Source organism: Gluconobacter aidae, from assembly GCF_009547075.1.
Classification (GTDB): Bacteria; Pseudomonadota; Alphaproteobacteria; order Acetobacterales; family Acetobacteraceae; genus Gluconobacter; species Gluconobacter aidae.
Map to the genome: position 1 here is coordinate 1 of NZ_WIPH01000015.1, position 20,108 is coordinate 20,108.

20 protein-coding genes and 1 tRNA gene are annotated in these 20,108 nt (G+C 63.0%); 8 read left to right on the forward strand and 13 right to left on the reverse strand.

Translation table 11 applies throughout. The annotated features are described in order from the left end of the window. Positions 1 to 269: 269 nt before the first annotated feature. From GFJ39_RS08005 to hisB, 8 genes are all read right to left on the reverse strand, one after another. Positions 270 to 345 (reverse strand) — tRNA-Glu (locus GFJ39_RS08005). Between the two features lie 49 nt (positions 346 to 394). Beyond that, on the reverse strand, positions 395 to 763 hold the full coding sequence (locus GFJ39_RS08010; RefSeq protein ID WP_153430848.1) for a histidine triad nucleotide-binding protein: 369 nt from the start codon (positions 761 to 763) through the stop codon (positions 395 to 397). Between the two features lie 14 nt (positions 764 to 777). Next, on the reverse strand, positions 778 to 1,179 hold the full coding sequence (locus tag GFJ39_RS08015) for a phosphoribosyl-ATP diphosphatase (protein ID WP_153430849.1): 402 nt from the start codon (positions 1,177 to 1,179) through the stop codon (positions 778 to 780). Positions 1,180 to 1,183: 4 nt separating this feature from the next. Next, positions 1,184 to 1,945 (reverse strand): imidazole glycerol phosphate synthase subunit HisF, encoded by a 762-nt coding sequence (gene hisF, locus GFJ39_RS08020; RefSeq protein WP_153430850.1) that lies wholly within the window; start codon positions 1,943 to 1,945, stop codon positions 1,184 to 1,186. Next, positions 1,939 to 3,291 carry a 1-(5-phosphoribosyl)-5-[(5-phosphoribosylamino)methylideneamino]imidazole-4-carboxamide isomerase gene (gene hisA / locus GFJ39_RS08025; protein ID WP_153430851.1) on the reverse strand — a complete coding sequence of 451 codons (1,353 nt, stop codon included), beginning with the start codon at positions 3,289 to 3,291 and terminating at the stop codon, positions 1,939 to 1,941. The genes hisF and hisA overlap by 7 nt, the downstream gene beginning before the upstream one ends. Then, the gene (hisH, locus tag GFJ39_RS08030) at positions 3,288 to 3,926 is read right to left on the reverse strand and encodes an imidazole glycerol phosphate synthase subunit HisH (RefSeq protein ID WP_153430852.1); all 639 of its coding nucleotides are present in this window, start codon (positions 3,924 to 3,926) and stop codon (positions 3,288 to 3,290) included. The genes hisA and hisH overlap by 4 nt, the downstream gene beginning before the upstream one ends. Further along, positions 3,911 to 4,282, reverse strand: coding sequence for a hypothetical protein (locus GFJ39_RS08035; protein WP_153430853.1), 372 nt, complete (start codon positions 4,280 to 4,282; stop codon positions 3,911 to 3,913). Before GFJ39_RS08035 ends, hisH begins: the two co-directional genes overlap by 16 nt. A gap of 44 nt (positions 4,283 to 4,326) precedes the next feature. After that, positions 4,327 to 4,923: an imidazoleglycerol-phosphate dehydratase HisB gene (gene hisB, locus GFJ39_RS08040; protein WP_153430854.1), complete on the reverse strand. Its 597-nt coding sequence runs from the start codon at positions 4,921 to 4,923 to the stop codon at positions 4,327 to 4,329. A 210-nt stretch (positions 4,924 to 5,133) separates the two neighbouring features. Between hisB and GFJ39_RS08045 the strand changes: the two genes are divergently transcribed. Genes GFJ39_RS08045 through GFJ39_RS08055 form a run of 3 tightly spaced genes read left to right on the forward strand, consistent with a single transcriptional unit; the run spans position 5,134 to position 7,980 of the window. Next, a complete protein-coding gene (locus tag GFJ39_RS08045) occupies positions 5,134 to 5,736 on the forward strand; it encodes a nitroreductase family protein (RefSeq protein WP_153430855.1) in 603 nt (200 codons plus the stop codon). Positions 5,737 to 5,740: 4 nt separating this feature from the next. Further along, complete coding sequence (gene ubiM / locus GFJ39_RS08050) at positions 5,741 to 6,925, forward strand: 5-demethoxyubiquinol-8 5-hydroxylase UbiM (protein ID WP_153430898.1); 1,185 nt, start codon at positions 5,741 to 5,743, stop codon at positions 6,923 to 6,925. Between the two features lie 41 nt (positions 6,926 to 6,966). Continuing rightward, on the forward strand, positions 6,967 to 7,980 hold the full coding sequence (locus GFJ39_RS08055; protein WP_153430856.1) for a zinc-binding alcohol dehydrogenase family protein: 1,014 nt from the start codon (positions 6,967 to 6,969) through the stop codon (positions 7,978 to 7,980). A gap of 32 nt (positions 7,981 to 8,012) precedes the next feature. Here the strand turns inward: GFJ39_RS08055 and GFJ39_RS08060 are convergent, their stop codons facing one another. From GFJ39_RS08060 to GFJ39_RS08070, 3 genes are all read right to left on the reverse strand, one after another. Then, the gene (locus GFJ39_RS08060) at positions 8,013 to 8,498 is read right to left on the reverse strand and encodes a hypothetical protein (protein ID WP_153430857.1); all 486 of its coding nucleotides are present in this window, start codon (positions 8,496 to 8,498) and stop codon (positions 8,013 to 8,015) included. 94 nt (positions 8,499 to 8,592) lie between these two features. Then, entirely contained in the window at positions 8,593 to 11,016 is a 2,424-nt protein-coding gene (locus GFJ39_RS08065) for a DUF3772 domain-containing protein (RefSeq protein ID WP_153430858.1), read from the reverse strand. A gap of 164 nt (positions 11,017 to 11,180) precedes the next feature. Next, positions 11,181 to 12,254 (reverse strand): quinone-dependent dihydroorotate dehydrogenase, encoded by a 1,074-nt coding sequence (locus tag GFJ39_RS08070; RefSeq protein WP_153430859.1) that lies wholly within the window; start codon positions 12,252 to 12,254, stop codon positions 11,181 to 11,183. A gap of 126 nt (positions 12,255 to 12,380) precedes the next feature. Here GFJ39_RS08070 and GFJ39_RS08075 point away from each other — a divergent pair, with 126 nt between their 5' ends. Next, complete coding sequence (locus tag GFJ39_RS08075; protein ID WP_153430860.1) at positions 12,381 to 12,620, forward strand: hypothetical protein; 240 nt, start codon at positions 12,381 to 12,383, stop codon at positions 12,618 to 12,620. A gap of 2 nt (positions 12,621 to 12,622) precedes the next feature. On the opposite strand, the gene GFJ39_RS08080 is transcribed toward GFJ39_RS08075, so the two are convergent. Both GFJ39_RS08080 and GFJ39_RS08085 read right to left on the reverse strand, forming a co-directional pair. Next, entirely contained in the window at positions 12,623 to 13,474 is an 852-nt protein-coding gene (locus GFJ39_RS08080) for a sugar phosphate isomerase/epimerase family protein (protein ID WP_153430861.1), read from the reverse strand. Positions 13,475 to 13,478: 4 nt separating this feature from the next. After that, positions 13,479 to 14,288 (reverse strand): alpha/beta fold hydrolase, encoded by an 810-nt coding sequence (locus tag GFJ39_RS08085; RefSeq protein ID WP_153430862.1) that lies wholly within the window; start codon positions 14,286 to 14,288, stop codon positions 13,479 to 13,481. Positions 14,289 to 14,395: 107 nt separating this feature from the next. Here GFJ39_RS08085 and dusB point away from each other — a divergent pair, with 107 nt between their 5' ends. From dusB to ntrX, 4 genes are read left to right on the forward strand one after another with little or no spacing between them, the layout of a single operon-like run. Beyond that, positions 14,396 to 15,502, forward strand: coding sequence for a tRNA dihydrouridine synthase DusB (gene dusB, locus GFJ39_RS08090; protein ID WP_153430863.1), 1,107 nt, complete (start codon positions 14,396 to 14,398; stop codon positions 15,500 to 15,502). A gap of 24 nt (positions 15,503 to 15,526) precedes the next feature. Beyond that, positions 15,527 to 16,279: a sigma 54-interacting transcriptional regulator gene (locus tag GFJ39_RS08095; protein ID WP_194285324.1), complete on the forward strand. Its 753-nt coding sequence runs from the start codon at positions 15,527 to 15,529 to the stop codon at positions 16,277 to 16,279. Next, positions 16,276 to 18,675 (forward strand): sensor histidine kinase NtrY-like, encoded by a 2,400-nt coding sequence (locus GFJ39_RS08100; RefSeq protein ID WP_325062881.1) that lies wholly within the window; start codon positions 16,276 to 16,278, stop codon positions 18,673 to 18,675. The genes GFJ39_RS08095 and GFJ39_RS08100 overlap by 4 nt, the downstream gene beginning before the upstream one ends. Continuing rightward, complete coding sequence (ntrX, locus tag GFJ39_RS08105; RefSeq protein ID WP_153430864.1) at positions 18,665 to 20,077, forward strand: nitrogen assimilation response regulator NtrX; 1,413 nt, start codon at positions 18,665 to 18,667, stop codon at positions 20,075 to 20,077. Before GFJ39_RS08100 ends, ntrX begins: the two co-directional genes overlap by 11 nt. The last annotated feature ends 31 nt before the right edge of the window (positions 20,078 to 20,108 follow it).

Genomic DNA, 20,108 nt, shown 5'->3' on the forward strand with positions numbered 1-20,108 from the left:
GATTCTCTCGCCGCCGGCAATGCGCTTGCGGGCCCGATACTGGCCCTTGCCGCGATATTCGACGCCTGCGGGGAGGGGGCGGCCTGTCGCAGGATCGATTTTGGCGGAAGTGATTCGGTCTTTCATGGTGAGCCTCGCTTGGGCCCAGCATAGCCTTTTCATGGGCCCATTGGGACCATGTGCTTATCGTCTTTTTTGGCAGTGGGCCCAAGGTGGGCCCAAAAACGATCAATCGTTTCGCTTTATGACTTCTAAGTCACTGCAAAGATTGGCGTCCCATAGGGGATTTGAACCCCTGTTGCCGCCGTGAGAGGGCGGTGTCCTAGGCCTCTAGACGAATGGGACGAGGCGAGGGGCTTGATAGTCGGCCCCTCGGATCTTGGCAAGTCTTATTTTAATAAGTTTTTTGCGTCAGCAGTGGGCCGAGGGCAGCGCCGCCGAACAGGTGGACGTGGAAATGGGGGACTTCCTGCCCGGAATTGGGGCCGGAATTGCTGATGAGACGGAAGCCTTCGTGGGTGAGGCCCTGCTCTTCGGCAATCTTGGAGACCGCGCGCCAGAAGCCAGTGATTTCATCGGGAGAGGCTGTCGCCCCAAAATCGGCGATGGAGACGTAAGGTCCCTTTGGAATGACCAGAACGTGGATCGGAGCCTGGGGGGCAATGTCGTGGAAGGCGAGCGCGAAGTCGTCTTCATAGACGGCGCGGGCCGGGATTTCCTTGCGCAGGATACGGGCGAAGATGTTGCCGGGATCGTATGCCATGGTCTGCTTCCTGTTCAGCCGAGCTTTTCCTTGGGGCGTGCGGCCTTCTCGGCAATGCCACTCGTGCCTTCACGGCGCTTGAGCTCCGTCCAGACGTCTTCGGGAGAGACGCCGGCGTCCACCCACATGACGATCAGGTGGTATAGCACGTCAGCGCTTTCACCGATCAGTTCCTTGCGGTTGCCATTGACGGCCTCGATCAGACACTCGACGGCTTCCTCGCCGAATTTCTGGGCGATTTTGTTGCGACCGCGGGCCATCAGTCGTGCGGAGTGGCTGAGGGACGGGTCAGTGCCGCGGCGGGACTGAACCGTGTCATACAGACGCTGGAGCACCAGTTCCTTCTGAAGATCGGACTTCTTGTCGTCCTGCTGCTTCGAAGGCTTCGGGGCCGGTTTGGTGGCGGGTTTTCCCATGGTTTTACTCTCCAAGCCTGACCGGCAGTCCGGCCTTGTTCAGTGCGTTCTTGACTTCATCGATACGGAACTGGCCGAAGTGGAACACACTTGCCGCCAGAAGGCCACTTGCGCCGACTTCAGCGCCTTCCACGAAATGCTGTAATTCGCCCACGCCGCCAGAGGCAACAACGGGAACGGTCACGGCGTTGCAGACCGCGCGCAGGAGATCGAGATCGAAGCCCGCACGGGTGCCGTCGCGGTCCATACTGGTCAGCAGGATTTCGCCCGCTCCCAGATCCTGCATTTTCCTGGCCCATTCCACCACGTCCAGCCCCGTGGGCTCGCGGCCTCCCTTGGCATGGACTTCCCAGCCGCCCTTGCCGTCGGAACGGGCATCAATGGCGACAACGATGCATTGACTGCCAAAGCGTTCGGAGGCTTCGCGGATCAGTTCCGGGTTTTTGATGGCGGCGGAATTGACGGCGCATTTATCTGCCCCGGCCAGAAGCAGGCGGCGCATGTCTTCGCAGGTGCGCACGCCACCGCCGACAGTCAGGGGCAGGCAGATAGCCTCGGCCGTGCGGCGGACGACATCAAGGATGGTGTCGCGGTTTTCGACGCTGGCCGTGATGTCGAGGAAGGTGAGTTCATCGGCGCCGGCAGCGTCGTAGAGCTTGGCCTGTTCGACCGGATCGCCGGCATCGCGCAGGGAGACGAAATTCACCCCTTTGACGACGCGGCCGTCCTTGACGTCCAGGCAGGGGATGACGCGGAGTTTCAGCATGAGCCGAGGACGTCCAGAGCGTCTTTGAGCGAGATGCGGCCATCATACAGGGCACGGCCGACGATGGCGCCGGAAATGCCCGGAACATCGCGGGCAACATCGCGCAGGGCTTTGAGATGCTCCAGACTGCCGACGCCACCGCTGGCAATCACAGGAATGGAGAGACGACGGGCCATGTCCGCGGTCTGTTCAAGGTCCAGTCCGGCCAGCATGCCATCGCGGGTGATTTCGGTGAAAATCACGGCAGCAACACCGGCATCTTCCATACGCAGAGCGAGGTCGTTGGCTTCCAGTTCGGAGACTTCGGCCCAGCCTTCGGTGGCGACACGGCCCTGTCGGGCGTCAATACCAGCGACGATGCGGCCCGGGAAGGCGCGGGCGGCCTGACGGACCAGTTCGGGATCCTTGACGGCGACCGAGCCCAGAATGACGCGCGAGACGCCTGCTTCGAGCCAGCGTTCAATGGCGGCCATGTCCCGGATGCCACCACCGAGCTGCACGGGCAGGTTCGTGGCTTTCACGATGGATTCAATGGCCGGAATATTGGTAGAGCGGCCCGCAAAGGCGCCGTTCAGATCCACGACGTGCAGGTGTCGGCAGCCGGCTTCCGCGAACAGCTTGGCCTGGGCTCCGGGATCGTCGGAATAATGGGTGGCATCTTCCATTTCCCCACGACGCAGGCGGACGCAGGCGCCGTCCTTGAGGTCGATGGCAGGATAGAGCGTCAGGCCGTGAGCCGGGGGGGCTGTGTTGGGCATCGTGTCTGAAGCCGCGCTGCTGGTGTCAGGCATGGCGATGCTGGACTGCCAGCGGGCGGCCTCGTTCTCGTTTGCCAGAAGTTTCGAGAGAAAAAGTCCGCGCACCGTCTGCCCTCCGATCCGTGCATAATAGGGATGGGTCCCCCAGTGTTCGAATTCGAACGACCGGAACAGCCCGATAGCGGCGACATGTGTTTCGCGGATGTCGCAGTTTACAACCTTGCAGCCAATGGCCTTCGCGCCCTTGAGCATGGCTTCCAGCAGCGCACGTCCCAGACCGCGGCCGCGGGCATAGGGGGCAACAAAGAAGCCTGTCAGATTGGCGGTGGCGGCATGGGCTTCATAACTTGCCGGTGGGCGGACGAGCTGGCCTGCGCCGCAGATGACTCCGTTCTCACGCACGACGTAAAAGCTACGCTCAGGCACCAGCAGCAGGCCTTCGAAATAACGGGCCAGCGCCTGATGGCCGGGAGGCTGAAGCCAGCCGAAACCGCCGCCGTCCAGAATACCGGCAGACGTGGCCTCGATCAGCGCGTCCAGATCTTCGGGCGGAAGCGGCGAGACGACGCGTTCACAGGTGATGGTCATGAGGTCCACCGCAGGAAATTGCCGAGGATCGTCAGACCGACATCCTGGCTTTTTTCAACGTGGAACTGCGTGCCGCAGCGGTTGTCGCGCGCGACGATGGCCGGAACCTGCGTGCCATACTGCGCGGTTGCGACCAGATCGCTCTCCGCACCGTCATGCAGGGCGTAGGAATGAACGAAATAGCCGTGATTGCCGGGGGTGAGGCCATCCGTCAGCAGATGGGCGCCGGGCGTGAAGTCGAGTGTGTTCCAGCCCATATGCGGCAGGCGCAGACCGGCATTTGCGGCCTCGTCCATGCGGCGGATATTGCCCGAAATCCAGCCCAGACCCTCGGTGCGGCCATGTTCGAGGCCATACTCGCACATGAGCTGCATGCCGACACAGATGCCGAGGAACGGTGTGCCGTTGGCGGTCGCGGTTTCGAGCATGTTGCGCAGTTCGGGGCCAAGGCCCTGTGCGCAGTCGGCAAAAGCGCCCTGTCCGGGGAGGATCAGACGGTCGGCATTCAGGATGTCGGTCGCGTCACGGGAGATGACGACGTCGGCTTCGATCCCCTTGCGGGTCGCGGCCTTGCGGGCTGCCTGTGCGGCCGAGGCGAGATTTCCGCCATTGTAGTCAATTACGACGACGCGCATGGAAACTCCGGAGATGTGTTGCCGTAAGGGGCGGCGTAGTGCTGCTGGTCCATCCAGCGCAGGAGGGCGATATCCCGGCTGGGGGCGGCGATCGGCGTGCCGGTAACGCGGCCGTTCAGGCGCTGTTCCCACAGGCGGATCTCAGCCGTGAAGCTGGCGAGAACCGCATGGATGGCCACGATCAGGTCAAGCCGGGAGCAGAAGCCCATGAAAACATGCAGCGTAATCATGGTGCTGGCCGCGGCCAGCAGGGCGGAAATCCATGCGCCGTAGGTCAGCAGCCCAAACCAGCCGAAGAACAGGACGCGCCATGAAAATCCGTCATGCACCATGACAGGCATTTGCGGGCCAGGCATCTGCGGTCCGGTGGCATCCGGTTTCGTGCAGGGAATATAGAGCTTCACAGCACGCCTTTGGTGGAGGGGATGGCGCCAGCCGAGCGTGGATCGTGCGAAACAGCGACCTTCAGGGCACGGGCAACGGCCTTGAAGCCGCTTTCGGCGATGTGGTGAGCGTTGGTTCCTGCCTTGCAGGTCAGGTGTAGGGCGATATGGGCGGACATGGCGAAGGCGCGGAAGAACTCTTCGAACAGCTCCGTGTCCATCGTGCCGATCTTCTCGCGCGGAAAGACGACGTTCCAAGCCAGATAGGGGCGACCGGAAATATCAACGACCGCCTCACACAGGGCTTCGTCCAGCGGCACGAGGGCATGGCCGAAACGCTCGATGCCGCGCTTGTCGCCGATAGCCTGACGGAAGCCCTGTCCGAAGACGATGCCGACATCCTCGACCGTATGGTGGCCGTCGATATGCAGGTCGCCCTTGGCTTTCAGCTCAAGGTCAAAACCACCATGCTTGGCCAGTGCCGTCAGCATGTGGTCGAAGAAACCGATGCCGCTGTCCACGTCGGAGCGGCCCTGGCCGTCGAGCGTGAGGGCAAGAGTGATGTCGGTTTCGCTGGTGGCGCGATGCAGGCGGGCGTGGCGGCTTTCGTTCATGTTCTTCCTGCTACACCAGCACGACGCGGATTTCCACGCTGTCTGGCAAAGATGCCTGCAAAATACGTTGGCAGACAGGGAGAAAATCCGGGATGGAGAGGAGGCCGATCCGTATCGACCGGCACGAGGGGGCGTCACTATTCCTTGAGAATGTCGGAGTCTGGAAATTGCCCTTGGCGGAGAGTGGAGATCGGGCCATATTTCCTGATTATGGCACATCATCATTCCCCCCTCGACGTCCTTCTCTCCCGCGCTTCGACGGACCATCTCGTCGAGCCCCCGCCGAAGGGGGATGAACTCCGGACCATCCTGTCCGCCGGCCTGCGGGCTCCGGATCACGGGAAAATGCGTCCGTGGCGCTATACGGTGGTCAAGGGCAAGCACCGTGAGGCGTTTGCCGATCTCGTGGTGGAAGCGATGGGTCGGCAGGAGCCTGATGCGCCCGAGGGCAAGAAAACCAAGCGCCATCACCGCTTTGCCAATATGCCGATGATCATTGCCCTGGGCATGCATCTGCAGCCGGAGGGGAAGATCCCGGTGATCGAGCAGGAAATGGCTGTGGCGGCGGGGGCGATGAACGTCCTGAACGCGCTGCATGCTGCCGGATTCGGAGGCATGTGGGTGACGGGGCCGTTCTGTGAGGACCGCGTGCTTCTTGAGTCGCTGGGTCTGCCCGAGCCGCATCGTCTGGCCGGTTTCCTGTTTGTCGGAACGCCTGCCAAGCACTCGGATGAGCGCAAGCGGCCCGAGATCGATGATTACATGGCCGTCTGGAAAGGGGATGCCATCACGTTCGCCGCGGACGCCGGTTGATCTGATGCGTTACGACGTCATTGTTGCGGGCGGCGGCCCTGTCGGTCTGGCCTGCGCCATTTCGCTCGGGCGCGATGGCCGGAGGGTCTGTGTGGTCGAGCGCTCACCAGCGAACGTGCTGGCTGATCCTCCGTTCGATGGCCGTGAGATCGCGCTGACGCATCATGCGTCGGAGTGGCTGAAGAGTGTCGGCGCGTGGGACGAAATCCCCGCCGGTAATATCTGCCCGATGTACACGGCGCGCATTGAGACAGGAAAGTCCGGCAGCCCGCCGCTTCTGTTCGATGCACCTTCCGATGGGCCCAATGCACTGGGACACATGGTGGCGAACCACCTGATCCGCCGTGCCCTGTATCGTGTCGCTTTGCGAACGCCGGGCGTGGACATCCGGGCCGGGGAAGGCATTGCCAGTTCGTGGCACGATACCCGCTCGGCTGGTGTTGTGCTGGTCAATGGGGAGCGGATTGAGGCTGATCTCCTGGTTGCGGCGGATGGGCGGTTTTCGCGTCTGCGGGCCGAAGCGGAGATTGGTGCGATCGTGCATGATTTCCAGCGCAGCATTATGGTCTGTCGCCTGCGACATCCGGAACCTCATGCCAATACCGCGCTTCAGTGGTTCGATGAAGGACAGACGATTGCCCTTCTCCCGGTCGCACCTGACGACAGGTCGGGATCGTGCTCGTCGCTGGTCCTGACGCTGGAGCCTGATGAAATCGCGCGCCTCAAGGCGCTTGATGGCAAGGCTTTCAGCGAGGACATCACGGCCCGGACGCAGGGACGCATGGGGCAGATGACGCTGGAAAGCGTACGCTGCGTCTATCCGCTCAAGGCGGTCTATGCGCATCGTTTCCAGGCTCCGCGTCTGGCGCTGATTGGTGATGCGGCGGTGGGCATGCATCCGATTACGGCGCACGGGTTCAATCTGGGCCTGAAGGGGCAGGAAGTTCTGGCGCGGGCGATTGCCGACGGTCCGGGGGATGCGGGCGATCCGTCCGTTCTGTCGCGTTTCGAACGCACGCATCGCCTGGCAACAGCGCCGCTCTTTGCCGCGACCAATGCGATCGCCACGGTTTATACCCGCGATGAGCCACCATTCCTGATGGCACGGCGGGCCGGACTGGCAGTGGCCAACCGTCTGCTGCCGTTCAAGGCGGCGGTGACGAACATGCTGATGGACCGCCACGGCTGACCCCTCTGGCAGTGCTCTTTCTGAGTTAGGAGATCTCTCCCATGAAGGCTTTCGGGCACAGACGCGCAACCCGCATGGACGAAACCGATGCGCTGGTCGAACTCGACATTCCGACCCCTGTTCCGGGGCCGCGGGATGTCGTTGTGGAAATCCAGGCCGTTTCGGTTAACCCCGTCGATACCAAGCTGCGGTCGATGGATCCGCCGGGCGATGAGCCACGGATTCTGGGATATGACGCGGTCGGAACTGTTGTTGCGACCGGTGGTCAGGTCCGGGGGTTCCGGGCCGGAGATCGTGTTTTCTATGCGGGCACCGCCAACCGGCATGGGAGCGATGCGCGGTTTCAGGCTGTCGATGAACGCCTGATCGCGCTCGCGCCGAAAAGCCTTTCCGATGCCGAAGCCGCAGCCTTGCCGCTGACTGCGCTTACGGCCTGGGAACTGCTGTTCGACCGGCTGGGTGTGCGGCTGGGCGAGATGAACAATCCCGATGCGATCATGATCGTCGGCGGTGCGGGGGGCGTGGGCTCGATCCTGACGCAGATCGCGCGCCGTCTCACGGGGCTGACAGTCATTGCCACGGCATCCCGTCCGGAGACGACGGACTGGTGCCTGGAAATGGGCGCGCATCACGTCATCGATCATCGTCGGCCGCTCGATCAGGAACTGGCGCGGATCGGAATTCCACAGGTGCGCTATGTGGCCGGCCTGACCGCATCCGGCGAGCACAGGGATGCGATCGTGCGCTCTCTCGCGCCGCAGGGCGCGCTGGCCCTGATCGACGATCCGGGCGAGTTCGACATCATGCCCTTCAAGCGCAAAGCCCTCTCCGTGCATTGGGAATACATGTTCGCACGTCCGATGTTCGAGACGCCGGACATGCCCGCCCAGGGCAGAATTCTGGCGCAGGTGGCATCGCTTGTGGATGCCGGTCTTCTGAAGACGACCCTGCATGAGATGCTGGGGCCGATCACCATTGCCAATCTGCGCCGGGCGCATGAACTGCTCGAAAGCGGCAAGGGTATTGGAAAGGCCGTGCTCTGCGGCTTTGAGTAAGAACTGTCAACTGACGGGCAGGATATGGCCCGTCAGTTGAAATGCGCCCGGAGCAGCGGGGTGGACGAGATGCAGAGCATGATCAGTCCGAACAGCGCCATGACCTTGATGACAAAAAAACAGGCGTGTTGACGGGCATCTGCGCCCGTGGCCAGCATCATGAACGGATCGGGATCGGGAAAGCCTGTTTTGCTGCCGATCTGGACGAGTTCCAGCGCCCGCTGACGGCTGGCTGCGGCCTGGGCGCGCCGGCGCATCATTTCCGTGCCGGAGATATCGGCCTTTTCGTGCAGGGCGGTGAGATAGAGCTCCAGATCCTCACGGCGATACGCGATTTTCCCGTCGGGTGCCTGCGTACGTGCCGGCCCCGTGCCGAGCAGGGAGAGCAGCTTCATCCGGCGCTCCGGCAGTCCGAGATGAACCGCGGCTTCCGCCATGGAGAGCGTCTTGGAGCGGACAGGCAGGTGAAAAACCTGACCCGGCGTCTTGTCTCCGGAAATCTGCGTCGGGGATGGCATCGGTCTGGATCCTGGCCTCTCTGGACGGACTGACCTTAGGACCAGTCCGTCTGGAAATCGAGTATTGCGCGGAGTCCCGGAAAGTATTTTCCGATCAGGCTGTTGTGATGGCGACGTTCTCGGCATGGAAGCGGCGAAAGACGTCAAAGAGAATGGCGTCCTGCACACTGCCGCCGTCGCGGGCCGAGATGAGGGCGACGCTCAGGGTCATGGTCAGGCTGTCTCCGGTAATCGCGCTGACCCGGACCTTTGGTGACGGTGTTGCGAGAACTTCGTCACGGTGGGCCGCGACTTCAAGCAGCATGGCCTTCGCCTTTTCGGGATCGGTCGTCAGGGGGATATTGAACGTCAGGGTCAGGACGCCGGTGGCGCCGCTCAGCGTCGCGTTCTTGATGCTGGTCGTGATGAACTGGGAGTTCGGGACGATCATGGTCGAGCCATCGCTCAGGCCGATATCGGTGGCGCGGATGCTGATGCGTTTGACGTCGCCGCGCGTGCCGGCGATCTCGACCATGTCGCCGACGCGCACGGGGCGTTCGGCCATCAGGATCACGCCGGAGACGAAGTTCTGCACGATGGATTGCAGGCCGAAACCGATACCGACCGAGAGTGCGCTGACCACCCAGGTCAGGTTCTGGACAGAGACACCGGCGATGGACAGGATGCCGAGGCCGACGAGGATCCAGGCGCAGTAGGTGAAGATGCTGAGGATCGAGGTGCGGCTGCCGATATCGAGGCGTGTGGTGGGGAAGAAGCGGTCCCGCAGCCAGCCGCGCGTCTGACGGATCGCGTAATAGGCCACCACCAGAAGAACGATGGCCAGCACCACGGTATCGAGCGAGATCTTCACGCCGTGGATGGTATTGCCGACGAACAGCAGCCAGAGCCGGTTCGTGATGTCAGCGACGCTGAAGCTGCCATCCGTCTGTGCGATGGAGAACAGGAGCAGCAGGAGCAGGACGTTGCCGAGCCCCGAGAGGATCACGCCGATCTGTGACAGGCGTCGCTGCGTCAGGCCGAGCTGGACCAGCCGCAGGCTGAAGAACCCGCCTTCCGAAAACAGCCGGTCCAGTACGTCGCGCCAGCACAGGCCCAGAAGCGTCACGATGGCAACACCCGTACCCAGCGAGAGCAGCCAGCCATTGAGCGTGAAGGCGAAAGCCACATAGCCCAGCAGAATGGAGATGACCGTCACCGCCAGAAGCAGGCTGGAAACGCCTAGCGCGGAAGGTGCGAAACCGCGGGTATCGTTCTGGTTGCCAAGCCTGCGGAATGTGTCCACGGCGCACAGGCCAATGGCGATCGAGAACGCGATTTCCAGCAGGAGCTGAAGCGTCTGGCCAAAGGCGTCCTGAGCCTGAAAGGCCCGCAGCAGGTCCAGCAGAAGGATGCTGATCGCAAGGATCCAGTCCACACCTCGCAGTGCCTTGCGTTCGCCCGGATTCCCCTGAGCCAGAACACCGTTCCGTCCGAAGACGGGCAGCCCGGCACCAATAATGAAGCCGCAAACGGGGACCGTCTCTCCGATGATGGCGCCGATCGGGCCGCCCCCGTCGGGAAGCGCTGTCGCCGCCCAGATGAACCAGACGAGGGTGGCGAGCAGGGCCTCCAGTGCGCCGTTGAGCGTGATGGCGATGATGCTGCCCGAGAGGGCCTCTTTCACGCTGTCTTCGGTGGCGGGACGGAAATGGGCGCCGCAGCGTTTGAGCAGACGCAGGATCAGCGGCGAACTCAGGCCGATGGTCGCGAAGGTGATCGCGCAGCCGATCAGGAGATAGAGCCAGTCGGACAGCACGCCACCGGCATGGAGCGAATAGCGGTTTTCGGCGCGCTCGGTCAGGAGCGTGTTCCAGAAGCGCGGGGCGAGCGGGGAGACCGTCCGTTCGGACAGGGCCGCGTGTTGCAGGCGGGTGCGCCGGGCATTGATGGCCGTGTTGAGCTGCTGGGCCTGAAGATTATAGAGCTTGGCCCGCATCAGTGCCGATTTCACGGTTTGTGAATTCTGCTGCATCCGCTGGCGTTGTGCGGTGACGGACGCATCCTCGTTTTCCGCGGCTTTCGGGCCAAGGATTTTCAGGAAGGATTCGGTGATGCTGTCATAGGACTGGATCTGCGTGACCGCGTCCTGCGTGTTCTGCTGGACCTTCTGGACCTGGGCCGACAGGGTGTCGAGTTCGTTATTGCCCGTGTTGACGTCCTTGCGGTTCAGCGTCGCGAAAACCTGCTGCAATACCGCCGCGCTGTCATCGAGCTGACGGCTGATGGAGGCGGACACCGCGTTCCAGCCAAGCCCGGAATTGGCGGGATCTGACTGCTGGGTCTTGTCGGCATCTTTGGGCGCGTCTCTGGCCGGAGGCGCCGTCGTCTGCGCCGCTGCCGCCAGCGCAGGAGGTGTCGTCACACCTGCGCAGAGCAGACCGAAAACGAGGAACAGAGCGCCCGGCAAGTATCCACAGGTCGTTCCGGGGCACGGGCTGCGGGGATGTGAAAAGGCGCGCGCGGGAAGCCGTGTGGTCATGCGAAGGTGTTCCGTCCAGTGTCTTGATGGGGTTTTCAACGGCTTGCGGCCGCAGGGGTTCGATTTCCTCCCCTGAAGCGGTTCATTGCGCGGGGTGGCCGGATACGAAAAGGGCACCTTCCCCCGAAGGGAAAGATGCCCTGAACCGGAAGCTGAGCAGTCCGTCAGTTCGGCCGGTCAATGCCATGGGCATCGGCGATCGTCTCGAATCCGTCGCGACGCATGGCATCGAGCAGTTCCGTCTTCATGCGGGTCAGGATGCCGGGGCCCTGAAGCACGAAGGACGAATAGATCTGCACCATATCCGCGCCCATGCGGATGCGGGCGAGGATGTCTTCGCCGGTCTCGATGCCACCACAGGAAATCAGCGCCAGACGACCCTTGTTCAGTCCCGAGACGATCCGCAGGACATCGCGGGCACGCGGCGCGAGGGGGCGGCCGGAGAGGCCACCGCTTTCGCGGGCCGCCGGGTCACGCAGGGTTGCTGGACGGGCGATGGTCGTGTTGGTCAGGATCAGGCCCTGCGCGCCGCCTTCGATCGCGGCTTCGAGGATCGGCTCGTACGAGCTGTCATCCAGATCGGGCGCGAGCTTGACCAGAAGCGGCGGGCGCTCCGGATTGCGGGTATTGATGGCGTCCAGAAGCTCTTTCAGCATCGTTGCCGACTGAAGATCACGCAGCCCCGGCGTGTTGGGGGACGACAGGTTCATCGTGATGTAATCGGCATAGGGGCGCACGCGGGCCACGAGGTCCGGATAGTCCCGCAGCGGGTCGGAGCCGGTCTTGTTGATCCCGATATTCACGCCAAGCGGGACGGTCGGGCCGCGCATCCTGCCATTGGGCATCGGGCGGTGCAGGCGGGCGAGACGGCGGCAGAAGCGGTCCACGCCGCAGCCATTGAAGCCCATGCGATTGATGATCGCGCCATCCTCGACCAGCCGGAACAGACGGGGGCCGGGATTGCCGGGCTGGGGGCGGGGGGTCACGGTCCCGGCCTCGATATGGCCGAAGCCCAGCTTTGCCAGCGGACGGATGGCGCGGGCATCCTTGTCGAACCCGGCGGCCAGGCCGATCGGGTTGGGAAAGCGCAGGCCGAGCGTGCGGGTCGAGAGGGCCGGCACATCCTTTGGCGCCTGACCTCCAAGGCCGAGGGCAAGGGAGTGAATGGCGAGTTCGTGCGCCGTTTCGGTGTCGAAGCGGTGCAGGAGAGGGGTGACGAGCGTTCCGAGATCGATCATGAGTCGTTTCCATACCCTAATCCGCGGTGTGACGCATCAGCTTCGCGCGTCTGGCTCACATCCCCGGAGTGTATCTGATGGCGTTTTGTCTTGGCGGTGGCGCAGGGACGCGATAGACGCGAACCCATGTCCGACGCATCCGCTGCTGAAACCTATGACGAGCCTTATCTGGAGACGTGCTGCCGCTCGACGCTGCACCGGCTTTTGCTGTGCACGGCGACGGGACGACCGACAGGGCTGAAAGACCAGCCCTGTCTTGAACGGCTGGAACGGCTCGGACTGTCGGAACTGCGCGATGACGGGCGTTTCGTCATCACGCGGGACGGGCTGAAACGGCACCGCGAGGAAATCGGCCCGACAGAGTGACGTCAGGTCTCGCCGGTCCAGGCCTGATCCAGTCCTTCGCGACAGAAGCGGATGACGTCGCTCAGGTCGCGGTCATAAAGGCTGTCCGGCACGTCTGACGAGAAGATTTCCACCGTGCAGGCACCCCGGAAGCCCGCGTCCCATGTTGCCCGCAGCATTTCATGAAGCGGGATGCAGCCATCGCCCGGGATCAGGCGATCGGCGGCGGAATAGGGCGTACGCCAGTCGCTGACCTGAAGGACGTTGATCTTGCTTCCCGCAGCGCGGATAGCCGCGCAGACGTCCTTCTGCTGCCAGATGTTCCAGTAATCCAGACACAGCCCCATCGCCGGATGGCCGACGCCGTCGATGATGTCCATGGCCTGTTCGATGGTCCAGATGGCGCTTTCGGTGTTCACCGAGGTCGGGTTGAGCGGCTCCAGCGACAGGGAAACGCCCAGATCCCCGGCAAGGGGACAGAGTTCCTTCAGGTAACGCACCGTCTCGTCCATGGTACGGCGCATGTTACCCTTTGGTGGCGCGCCGGTATTGGTCACGAAGACGCTGCCGGGGACATGAGGCGCGAGCGTTTTCAGGCTTTGGGCAAGACGTTTGACGCGGGCTTCAGGCGCTTCCGGTTCGGGGACCATCGCGCTTCCGAAGAAGGTCCGCACCAGAGGCTGGACCGCACTGACGCCCAGTCCGCTCTCCCTGACGAGGCGCATCTGCTCCTCAATGCGATCCGGATCGAGCTTGGCCTCGCAGATCTCGATCGCATCCACGCCGAGGTCGCGGTAGCGCGCCACGTCTTCCTCGAACGACCAGGGCTGGGTCGTGAATTCGTTCATGCCGAAAGGGAAGGGGAGTTTGGTCATGGGATCACCTCTTCAGGAAGTCGAGAACGATGCGGTTGAACTTTTCGGTCTCGTCGAAAAAGACCATGTGCGCGCTGTCCTCGAACTCCACGCCGGTGCAGTTTGGCATGTGCTGTGCCACCCAGGCGGGACCGTCCGGATTCAGGACCTTGTCCTTGCGGGCGATCATCATGAGGGCGGGCAGGGTGAAGCGCGGCAGGACGTCGCGCCAGTCCTGCGTGGTGTGATCCGCCATCATGGAGCTACGGGCATGAGCGGGGCTTTGCGCCATTTCCCGGAGCAGGAGCGCTTTCTCCTCTTCCGGCAGGGGATGGCAGATGCAGCTTTCCAGGTTGCCCCTGTCGAACTCGTCCTGTGTCAGCGTAAGCTGCTGCTGCACGGCTGTCAGCCCGGCCTGATCGAAACAGGCGGCGTGGCCGAGCTTCCAGTCAGCCGAATAATACTGCTTCGGAGTCTGCTGGACGAAAATGGCGTTGCGGATGCGCTCTGATCCGAACAGCTCCAGATAGGACCAGATGATGGGGCAGCCGATCGACCAGCCCAGAACCGTCACGTCCTGAAGGTTCAGCGCGACCAGAAGATCCCGCAGATCGGCGGCCAGACGGGAGATGCGATAGCCATGCCGCGGCTTTTCGGAATGTCCGTGCCCCCGCAGATCCACGGTGATGACGCGGGCCTGTTCCGAGATCGGCCCGACATTGCGGTGGAAGAAACGTCCCGAGAATGTCCAGCCATGCAGCATGACGAGAGGACGTCCGTGCCCCTGTTCCTCGTAATGGATACGTGTTCCGTCGCTGGTCGTGATGTGGGGCATGGTCTTCTTCCTGAAAGGACGGAAGGAATAGCGCACGGACCGGGGGCGTGGTTGCGTGCAAAGGAGCGTTTGCGCTTGCGGGACGTGACGGTTAAATTGGGCGGGCCATGACAGCTCCCTCTCCTTCTGACGTTTCCGAAACCGCGCCTCCGAACCGTGTTCTGCGACCCATCGATCTGGGGCAGGGTGTCGTGATCGAGGACCCGGTGATCCTGGCGCCCCTGTCGGGTGTGACGGATCTGCCGTTCCGTCAGCTTGCCCGCGATCTGGGGGCAGGGCTGGTCGTGTCGGAAATGATCGCATCCTGGGCGATGATCCGCGAGAACGAGAACACCATGCGCATGGCCCGGATGGCCGAGCGCGGGCCGAATGCGGTCCAGTTGGCCGGATGCGATCCCGATGCCATGGCGCGGGCTGCGAAGATTTCGGTGGATGGGGGCGCGAACCTCATCGACATCAATTTCGGCTGCCCGGTGAAGAAGGTCGCGATCGGGCAGATGGCCGGATCTGCGCTGATGCGGGACGAGGTTCTGGCCGGTAAGCTTCTGGAAGCCACCGCGAGGGCCGTGAACGTGCCGGTGACGCTTAAGATGCGCATGGGCTGGGACCATAACTCGCTGAATGCGCCACGTCTGGCGAAGATTGCTGAAGAGAGCGGCATCCGGCTTGTGACCGTGCATGGTCGTACGCGGCAGATGTTTTATAACGGCACGGCGGACTGGCGTTTCGTGAAAACGGTGAAGGACGCCGTGTCCCTGCCGGTCATCGTCAATGGCGATATCAACACCATCCGCGACGCGCGTGAGGCGCTGCATCAGTCCCAGGCTGATGGCGTCATGATCGGGCGCGGGTGTTATGGACGGCCGTGGTTTACGGCTCAGGTCGCGCGCTCTCTGCGGACGGGAGAGGACGTGCCTGATCCGGACCTGGCGACCGAAAAGGAAATCGCCCTGCGGCATTACCGCATGATGCTCGACCATTTCGGCGAACGTCCTGGTCTGCGTCTCGCGCGCAAGCATGTGTCCTGGTATTCCGCCGGGCTGCCGGGATCAGCGACGTTTCGCTCCACAATCAATGGTGTGGAAAGCGCGGCTGAGGCCATTGCACTGCTGAGTGCGTTCTATGACCGTCATATCGACGCCGGTGTCGTGCGCAACCGTGAGGCCGGCCCGACGGGCAGTCTGAGCCGCGACGGCACGCGTGAAGCGGCCTGAAGGCGTGAAGCGCCCGGCGTTTCCATGGCGACCATGACGGAACAGTCTGCTTCAGGTCTGGTCGAGCAGGGCTGCCATCCGGTTTTCCTGTACGGCGCGTCCCGGCTGGACCGGCAGGACGTCGCCCGGCGGCTTCACAGTCACAGCCCGCGGGCACAGAATCCGTTCGTGATTGCCGCCCTGACCGCGACGCCACGGGCGCTCCGTGAAGCGGCCCTTTTTGGAAATGGTGAGGCAGGCTGGGTCCAGCAGGCTCAGGGAGGCACTCTTCTGCTGGATGAGATCGACTGTCTGTGTCCGCTGATGCAGGACCGGTTCATGGACTGGCTGGAACAGGACAACACGGATCTGCGCGTGATCGCGGGGAGCCGTCACGATCCCGTTCTTCTGCTCCGGCAGGGCTGTCTGTCCGCCGCCCTGCACCGTTGGCTGTCGGCGCTGCCCTCCGCGCAGCGCCTGGGGCCGGAGCGGATCAGCGCGGTCTGCCGTCTGGCGACGGGAACGGGCATGGCGCGCGCCGGGGGGATGAAACGGGGGCTGGAGCGGGCGCTGGAGCGGCCTTTGTCCGAATATCTTGAGGGTGATCTGGAGAATGTGGCCGGTGAGCTTCATGCCTGTGTGGTGGGCGAAGTCGAGCGGTCGCTGATTACGATGGTCCTGCGCCGGACCTGCGGGAACCAGTTGCGTGCGGCTGCAATTCTCGGGGTGAACCGCAATACCCTGCGTAAACGTATCCGCGAACTGGACATCGCGATCCCGAAAGGCATCGACGAGTGAGACGTCCTTCCCTGAGGCGCCTGTTCGCAAGGCTGACGAGCGCCAACGGGGCGGTTCTTCTGACGGTCATGGCGCTGGTGCTTGCCTTTGCGACGTTTGTCGTACTGTCGGGCGGCATGTCCCTTGCGCATCGACCACAGGTTCAGGCGATCGTCTTCCTGCTCGACTTCATCATGCTCATGCTGATTGCCGCGGCGGCGGTGGTGCAGATCGGGCGGATGCTGGCCGAACGCAGGCTTGGTCTGGCAGGGGCGCGGCTCCATGTCCGGCTCATTACGCTCTTCGGCATTGTGGCGGTCGCGCCGACCATCGTGGTGGGCGCGGTGGCGACGCTGTTCTTTCATTATGGTGTGGAGATCTGGTTTTCCAACCGCGTGAACGACGCTCTGACAGAGGCACGATCGGTCGCGGTCGGGTATCTGCAGGAGCATAACGACAACGCCCGCACCGAAGCTTTCGCGCTCGCGAATACACTGATTACGGTCCAGAACGACGAACTGTTCTCGCGCGGGACCGATCTTTTTCATGACCCGGCGCGCCTTCAGGAGTTTCTTGACGATGAAGTCACCGAGCGGGGTCTGACGGATGCAGAGGTCTTCGATCCCCTGACCTACAAGGTGCTGGCGGTTGGCGGCCTTCTGGGCAGCGATGCCGACATGTCGACCGTGCCGCCGCTGCCGCCCAAATCCGTTGTGGAACTGGCCCGGCATGGCGAGGCGGTGATTCTCGACCGTCCCGATCAGCGCAAGGTGCGCGCCGTGGTGGCGCTGGGGGGAAATTCCGGGCTCATGCTCGTCATCACCCGTCCTGTCGATCCGGATGTGGTCGAACACATGCGCCGGACCGATGCGCTGGTGGCGGATTATCAGCGTCTGATTACCAATCGCGGCAAGACGCAGGTTCTGTTCGCGGTCATTTTCGCGCTGATGGGGCTGCTGGTGCTGGCTGTCGGGATGCTGACGGGGCTGGCGCTTGCCAATCGCATTGCCAATCCGCTGGGGCTGCTCATTCTTGCGGCGCAGCGCATTTCCCGCGGGGATCTGGGCGTTCGTGTCCCGGTGCCGGACGACACCGGTCAGGACAAGGATGACGAGGTGACGGGTCTGTCCCGGGCCTTCAACAGCATGACCGATCAGCTTGAAAGCCAGCGCTCCGAACTGATGCAGGCCTATGACCAGATCAATGAGCGCCGCCGCTTCACCGAAACCGTTCTCGCGGGCGTGTCTGCCGGCGTGATCGGGCTGGACAGGGCACAGGTGATCGAACTGCCGAACCGGGCGGCATCCATTGTGCTCCAGCGCGATCTCCAGCCAGCGATCGGCAGGAAGCTGACGGATCGGGTTCCGGAGTTCTCGTCCATTCTGGATGCGGCGCGTCTTGCGCCCGAGCGCGTGCATACGGCTGAAATCCAGGTCGATACCGATGGCGCTCAGCGTCCAGGCGGTCCGGGCGAGGGGGCGGGGGCAGCCGCGGGGCGGACGCTTCTCGTGCGGGTCGTGGCGGAACTGCGGGGGCAGGATGTCGCGGGTTATGTCGTGACTTTCGATGACATCACGGATCTCCAGTCCGCGCAGCGCAAGGCGGCCTGGGCGGATGTGGCGCGGCGCGTGGCTCATGAAATCAAGAACCCGCTGACGCCCATCCAGCTTGCGGCGGAGCGTCTGAAACGGCGCTTTCTCAAGGAAATCCAGTCCGATCCCGAGACCTATACGCAGCTTGTCGATACGATCGTGCGGCAGGTTGGCGATATCGGGCGTATGGTTGACGAGTTCTCCGCTTTCGCGCGAATGCCCCAGCCTGTCATGCAGCCGGAAGATTTTTCACGGCTGTGCCGGGAGGCGCTCGTGCTCCAGCGCAATGCTCATCCCGAAATCGTGTTCGAGACGTCCGGCCTGCCGCCATCGGGGCCGCTGGTGCGGTGCGACAGGCGGCTTATCGGCCAGGCCCTTACAAATCTGCTACAGAATGCAGCTGATGCGATCAGCATGACGGGCCGCGGAAAACCGGGAGAAAACCCGTCCGGACAGCCTGCGGGACAGGGGGTGCAGCCAATTGGACACATTGTGGTGGGCTTGCACATTCACGGCGGGCATGTCCTGCTAGACATAGAAGATGACGGGATCGGCCTGCCGACGGTGGAACGCCACCGGCTGACCGAGCCTTATGTAACCCACAAGGCGAAGGGCACCGGGCTCGGCCTTGCGATCGTCAAGAAGATCATGGAGGACCATTCCGGGATGCTTCAGCTCACTGATCGGGTACCAGGCCGGTCCCCAGGCCCGCTGACCGGGCAGAAGGGGACGCGCGTCACCCTGTCCCTGCCGTTATGGGAGCAGGAGAGCCATGGACCGGGCGGCACAGATCCCAAGACCACGAGGGCAGCAGATGGAACATGAGATCCTGATCGTCGATGACGAGCCGGACATCCGGTTTCTCATTGAGGGCATTCTGAACGACGAAGGCTATCGCACACGCACCGCTGCCAACTCGGATCAGGCGCTCGAACTTTTTCGTTCGCACCGTCCTTCGCTTGCGATTCTGGACATCTGGCTTCAGGGCTCACGTCTTGACGGCATCGAACTGCTCAAGATCTTCCAGGTGGAAGAGCCAGGACTGCCGACACTTATGATCTCGGGTCACGGAACGATCGAGACGGCGGTCTCCAGCCTGAAGCTCGGCGCCTATGACTTCATCGAAAAGCCGTTCCAGTCGGACCGGCTTCTGGTTGTGGTGCGGCGTGCGCTCGAAGCCGCGCGCCTGCGCAGGGAGAACGCGGAACTTCGTCTGCGGGCGGGGCCGGAGACGACGCTGTCTGGAGAAGGGGCAGCCATTTCAGCCGTTCGCGCCCAGATCGAGCGTGTTGCTCCGACCAATTCGCGCGTGCTGATCAGCGGACCTGCCGGATCGGGCAAGGAAGTGGCGGCCCGTATGATCCATGCGCGCTCGCGCCGGGCGGAAGGGCCGTTCATTGCGCTGAACTGTGCCACGCTGGCTCCCAACCGTTTCGAAGAAGAGCTTTTCGGCCTTGATGGCGAAGACGGTCAGCCGATGCGGCGCGGTGTACTGGAGCGGGCCCATCGCGGGACGCTGCTGCTTGATGAAGTCGCGGACATGCCGCCTGAGACGCAGGGCAAGATCGTGCGGGCGCTTCAGGACCAGACATTCGAGCGTCTGGGCGGCAATACGCGGGTGAAGGTGGATATCCGCGTCATTGCCACCACCAATCGCGATCTTCAGTCCGAAATCGCGGCACAGCGGTTCCGGGAAGATCTGTATTACCGTCTTGCGGTCGTTCCCCTGCGGATCCCGTCCCTGCGGGAACGGCGGGAAGATATTCCGGGTCTGGCGCGGCATTTCCTCGAACGCTGTGCGCAGTCTTCCGGGCTGCCGGTTCGGGAACTCTCCGTGGATGCGCTTGCGGCACTGCAATCCTATGAGTGGCCAGGTAATGTACGCGAACTGCGCAACCTGATGGAGCGGCTGCTGATCATGATGCCGGGGACGGGCAACGATCCTATCCGTGCGGATATGCTGCCCGCCACGATCAGCCAGGGCGCGCCGTCCATGACCCGTCTCAGCTCCGGCGCGGATGTCATGAGCCTGCCTCTGCGGGAGGCGCGGGACCTGTTCGAGACGCAGTATCTTCAGGTCCAGCTTATGCGTTTTGGCGGAAACATCAGCCGGACGGCCAGTTTCGTCTGCATGGAGCGCAGTGCCCTGCATCGCAAGCTCAAGCAGCTTGGCGTCACCACGAATGAAGAACGCACGGTTTCGCCTTCCCCGTCGGCTGGTAGCTGAGATCATGTGCCAGATTTTTTCCATTTCCTTC

Coding starts and splice junctions, on each gene's coding strand:
- GFJ39_RS08010 (WP_153430848.1), bottom strand. CDS start 763: ATGGCATACGATCCCGGCAACATCTTCGCCCGTATCCTGCGCAAGGAA.
- GFJ39_RS08015 (WP_153430849.1), bottom strand. CDS start 1,179: ATGGGAAAACCCGCCACCAAACCGGCCCCGAAGCCTTCGAAGCAGCAG.
- hisF (WP_153430850.1), bottom strand. CDS start 1,945: ATGCTGAAACTCCGCGTCATCCCCTGCCTGGACGTCAAGGACGGCCGC.
- hisA (WP_153430851.1), bottom strand. CDS start 3,291: ATGACCATCACCTGTGAACGCGTCGTCTCGCCGCTTCCGCCCGAAGAT.
- hisH (WP_153430852.1), bottom strand. CDS start 3,926: ATGCGCGTCGTCGTAATTGACTACAATGGCGGAAATCTCGCCTCGGCC.
- GFJ39_RS08035 (WP_153430853.1), bottom strand. CDS start 4,282: ATGCCTGGCCCGCAAATGCCTGTCATGGTGCATGACGGATTTTCATGG.
- hisB (WP_153430854.1), bottom strand. CDS start 4,923: ATGAACGAAAGCCGCCACGCCCGCCTGCATCGCGCCACCAGCGAAACC.
- GFJ39_RS08045 (WP_153430855.1), top strand. CDS start 5,134: ATGGCACATCATCATTCCCCCCTCGACGTCCTTCTCTCCCGCGCTTCG.
- ubiM (WP_153430898.1), top strand. CDS start 5,741: ATGCGTTACGACGTCATTGTTGCGGGCGGCGGCCCTGTCGGTCTGGCC.
- GFJ39_RS08055 (WP_153430856.1), top strand. CDS start 6,967: ATGAAGGCTTTCGGGCACAGACGCGCAACCCGCATGGACGAAACCGAT.
- GFJ39_RS08060 (WP_153430857.1), bottom strand. CDS start 8,498: ATGCCATCCCCGACGCAGATTTCCGGAGACAAGACGCCGGGTCAGGTT.
- GFJ39_RS08065 (WP_153430858.1), bottom strand. CDS start 11,016: ATGACCACACGGCTTCCCGCGCGCGCCTTTTCACATCCCCGCAGCCCG.
- GFJ39_RS08070 (WP_153430859.1), bottom strand. CDS start 12,254: ATGATCGATCTCGGAACGCTCGTCACCCCTCTCCTGCACCGCTTCGAC.
- GFJ39_RS08075 (WP_153430860.1), top strand. CDS start 12,381: ATGTCCGACGCATCCGCTGCTGAAACCTATGACGAGCCTTATCTGGAG.
- GFJ39_RS08080 (WP_153430861.1), bottom strand. CDS start 13,474: ATGACCAAACTCCCCTTCCCTTTCGGCATGAACGAATTCACGACCCAG.
- GFJ39_RS08085 (WP_153430862.1), bottom strand. CDS start 14,288: ATGCCCCACATCACGACCAGCGACGGAACACGTATCCATTACGAGGAA.
- dusB (WP_153430863.1), top strand. CDS start 14,396: ATGACAGCTCCCTCTCCTTCTGACGTTTCCGAAACCGCGCCTCCGAAC.
- GFJ39_RS08095 (WP_194285324.1), top strand. CDS start 15,527: ATGGCGACCATGACGGAACAGTCTGCTTCAGGTCTGGTCGAGCAGGGC.
- ntrX (WP_153430864.1), top strand. CDS start 18,665: ATGGAACATGAGATCCTGATCGTCGATGACGAGCCGGACATCCGGTTT.